This is a genomic window from Petrotoga sp. HWHPT.55.6.3 (genome assembly GCF_002895495.1).
Classification (GTDB): domain Bacteria; phylum Thermotogota; class Thermotogae; order Petrotogales; family Petrotogaceae; genus Petrotoga; species Petrotoga mobilis.
Map to the genome: position 1 here is coordinate 1 of NZ_AZRJ01000047.1, position 3893 is coordinate 3893.

Sequence of the window (3893 nt, forward strand, 5' to 3'; positions counted from 1 at the left end):
CTAGGCTTTGTGTACGTTCTTGTGCGAGTTTGTCTAGCTCTTGTCGGGTGTCTTTCTCTCTTTGTGCTCATGATTAGACAGTGAGGTGTCCTTGGCGGGTTTGCTTTTTTTTTTTTTAAATGATACGGCGACCACCGAGATCTACACACTGCATATCGTCGGCAGCGTCAGATGTGTATAAGAGACAGACTCAGGAGGGCATTTTATATTTTTGGCTCTACCATCACCTTGCTTTATCCCATTATAATCGTCACTTATATTAAAAGTTGCCAAGGCATAATCTACATCAACCAAATTCCTCTGAGTTAACATATCATCCAAATATTCTTCGTATTTTTGAGGTTCTGGCTTATGATGTGTGTATATAGTTGCTTCCCAAACTACTTTAAGAAAATTTTTGTCTTTATTGCTATATGCACTTAAAATGGGAATTACCTGAACAGGATCTTGAGCTATTTCTTCTTTAGTTTTCAAAAATTCACCTTTTATCGGCTTACCTTTTTCATCTTTTTTCAATATAGGATAACCTCTTGTTCCAACAGATTCCAAAAGTATTAATTTGTCAACATAATTTGAATAATCTGCGGCAAAGATCATGCAAACTCCTCCACCCGTTGACCATCCCATAAGATCAAATTTTGACAAGCCCAATTTATCTACGAATAATTTTAAATCTTCCTCAAAACCGTCAAGAGAATCGATAGGATTGTTATAAGTTGAAATACCAAAGCCTCTTAGATCAGGGGCATAAATAGTGTAATCTGAATCAAAAGATTCCATAAAAACATCCCAATGCTTTGAGGAAGTCATATTTCCGTGGATCAAAAGCAAAGTCTTTTCTCCACCTTGTTTGTATCTATATCCCATAGTTTCACCATTTGGAAGTTCTACCTTTTTTAAAAGTATGTCCACTTTTAATCACTTCCCTTATAAATTTAATAAGTGAATCATCTCTCACTATTAGTATATACATTTTTTACCTAAATTCCAAATTCAATTAACAATGATTATAGGTGATTAAAAGTAATTACACGTAATTAAACCTGATTAAGTAAAAAATTCTCATTTTTACTCTAACTTTGTAAATAAATTAATTTTATTTCGTTATTGGTATCTCCGTAATTCAAAATCTTCGATCATCGTTGAACAATCCGCCAATGAATCCTCTGCTCATGTTTCTATTTTCTCCCTTGTTCTGATACTTTGCTGCAGCGTTTATTCTGTCTGCGAGTCTTGAAAACGGAAGGCTTTGTAGATAAATAGTTCCTGGACCTTTGAGGGTTGCTATGAACAAACCTTCTCCACCAAAAAGTGCATTAGTAAAACCTCCTATAAACTGAATATCATAATTCACAGTTTTTGAAAAACCTACTACACAACCAGTATCTACTTTTAAAATTTCACCTGGTTGCAACTGTCTTTCGATTAAAGCCCCTCCAGCATGAATAAAAGCCAAGCCATGTCCTTCTAATCTTTGAAGAATGAAACCTTCTCCACCAAATAACCCGGTGCCTATCCTTTTTGTAAACTCTACTTCTATTTCTATACCATTTGCTGCACATAAAAAACTGTCCTTTTGGCATATAAAAGTCCCATTGAACTCTATCAAATCGATCGGTACAATTTTACCGGGATAGGGAGCACCAAAAGCAACATGCCCTTTGCCTTCCCCGCTTTGTACAAAATTTGTTATAAAGAAGCTTTCTCCGGTCATCATCCTTTTCAAGCCTCTGAAAAGACCTCCACCTGTGTTGGTTTGCATAACTATTCCCTCTTCCATATACATCATAGCCCCAACTTCAGCCCTAATACCTTCACCTGGGTCAAGCTCAATTTCCACTAATTGCATGTCATCACCATAGATTTTGTAATCTACCATATCAGCCATTTTCTAAATCCTCCTTAAATTTCAAAATTTTTGAATTTTTGTCTTTAGAAATTTTGAAAACTCGATATATAGCACCCTTCCCCCGCTGCCCGCCCATGAGGAAAAAGGAACTTTACTCCTTTGCCCCACAGCGATTTTGATTCTTTCATATTATAAATTATTTGTACAAAAAATTAAATATAGAACTTATTAAATGGTCTTGATTTTTATTTTTTTTGTGATATAATATTAGTGGTAATTTAAAGAAAATTAATTAACAGAATGAGTGCCGAGGGCTTTTCGCCCTCGAGCTTTTTTATAAAAAATATTTTTTGGAACGAGAGGGGTGAATACCATGTTAACCAACAAAGAAATTAAACAGTTAATATGGGAAAAAGCCGATAATGTTGCTTCTAAGTTGCGTCTTGAAATTTTTGATATTTTAATTAAAGGTAGTAATAAAAATAAAATTCTAGAGGTTGTGATCGATAAGGCAGACGGATACGTGTCCATAGGAGATTGTGAAAGGTTTTCCAAAGCCTTTGACCCTTGGCTAGACGAAATTGACCTCTTTGACAAGAGTTATGAGTTAGTAGTTAGTTCCCCTGGACTTGATAGAAAATTAAGAGGCAAAGCAGATTACGAAAGATTCAAAGGAAAATTAGCAAAATTCATTTTAAAGGGGAAAGAGACGAAACATCCTGTAGTAATTGGTTATATTGACGATATATTGGAAGATCAAATTAAAATTACTGAAAAAGATTCTGGAAAATTATTTAACATCGATTTAAACGAAATAGACAAAGCCAATTTAGAAATTGAATTGTAAAATTTGAAAGATATGGGAGGTGTAGAACATTGAACTTAAACCTATTAGAAGCTTTAGACGCCTTGGAAAGAGATAAAGGTATAAGTAGGGACTCGTTAGTTGATATTATAGCTAAATCTATTAAAAGTGCGTACAAAAAAAATTATGGAGCAAAAAACGTTGAAATTGAAATTGATAAAAATCTAACAAAATTGAATGTTTATCAATTATGGAAAGTCGTTGAAACAGTTGAAAACCCTAAAGAAGAAATTTCTTTGGAAGAAGCTAAAAAAATTAATCCAAAAATAGAAATAGGTGAAATGGTAAGAAAAAAGATCAATCTTAAAAAGGATTTTAGGCGAGTTGCCGCTCAAACAGCTAAACAAGTGATACTTCAAAATTTGAAGGAATTGGAAAAGAAAAACTTGTTTGATAAATACGTAGCTTTAAAAAATAGGATTTCAACCGCTGAAATAATTAAGGTTAGTGATGAATATATTGACATCAGAATAGGAAAATTAGAGACTAAACTCCCTATGAAAGAGACAATTCCTGGAGAAACTTTTAAAAGCGGAGAACTTGTAAAAGTCTACATAAAAAACATTCAAAACACATCAAAAGGCCCAAAAATTATGGTTTCAAGAACTGTACCTGAACTCATTACAGAACTACTATCATCTATCGTACCAGAGATAGAAGAAGGTATCATAAAAATTGTAAAAATAGTCAGGGAACCCGGAATACGGACTAAAGTAGCTGTTGTCAGTTCCATGCCTGGAGTTGATCCTGTAGGTGCTTGTATCGGTGAAAAAGGTTCAAGAATCAGTGAGTTACTGAAAGAATTAAAAAATGAAAAAGTAGATATTATAGAATATTCAGAAGATCCTAAAATTTTTATAAAGCATGCTCTTGCCCCTGCTGAAGTAAAAAATATAATTCTTAACGAAGATGAAAAAACTGCTTTTGTTTACGTCCCAGAGAATCAACTTTCTTTAGCTGTGGGAAAGGGAGGGCAAACTGCTAGATTAGCAGCAAAGATTACTGGATGGAAAATTGATATTCACTCATTAAAATAAGTGAAAAAAAAATACCGCATCAGTCAATTAGATGCGGTATTTTTTTTGGGGTGAGAAATACAAATAGGTCATAATTATTACTTTAAAAAAAAGGAAGGGGGCGATACCTACTCTCACACGACAAAGCGTACTACCATCGGCA

At 33.9% G+C, this 3893-nt stretch carries 4 protein-coding genes and 1 pseudogene; 2 read left to right on the forward strand and 3 right to left on the reverse strand.

Annotated features, from left to right (window positions below):
• The 3 genes and pseudogenes from gvpC to X926_RS09165 all read right to left on the reverse strand — a co-directional run.
• A pseudogene (gene gvpC / locus X926_RS10485) lies at positions 1–64 on the reverse strand (gas vesicle protein GvpC); the annotation flags it as partial.
• 77 nt (positions 65–141) lie between these two features.
• Positions 142–912 (reverse strand): alpha/beta fold hydrolase, encoded by a 771-nt coding sequence (locus X926_RS09160; protein ID WP_233186729.1) that lies wholly within the window; start codon positions 910–912, stop codon positions 142–144.
• A 211-nt stretch (positions 913–1123) separates the two neighbouring features.
• Positions 1124–1888, reverse strand: coding sequence for a TIGR00266 family protein (locus tag X926_RS09165; RefSeq protein ID WP_103065869.1), 765 nt, complete (start codon positions 1886–1888; stop codon positions 1124–1126).
• Positions 1889–2222: 334 nt separating this feature from the next.
• Here X926_RS09165 and rimP point away from each other — a divergent pair, with 334 nt between their 5' ends.
• A complete protein-coding gene (rimP, locus tag X926_RS09170; protein WP_103065870.1) occupies positions 2223–2696 on the forward strand; it encodes a ribosome maturation factor RimP in 474 nt (157 codons plus the stop codon).
• Between the two features lie 29 nt (positions 2697–2725).
• A complete protein-coding gene (nusA, locus tag X926_RS09175) occupies positions 2726–3751 on the forward strand; it encodes a transcription termination factor NusA (protein WP_012208368.1) in 1026 nt (341 codons plus the stop codon).
• The last annotated feature ends 142 nt before the right edge of the window (positions 3752–3893 follow it).

What these genes read in the sequence shown, in the direction of transcription:
- rimP (WP_103065870.1), top strand. Translation starts at nt 2,223, where the DNA reads ATGTTAACCAACAAAGAAATTAAACAGTTAATATGGGAAAAAGCCGAT.
- X926_RS09165 (WP_103065869.1), bottom strand. Translation starts at nt 1,888, where the DNA reads ATGGCTGATATGGTAGATTACAAAATCTATGGTGATGACATGCAATTA.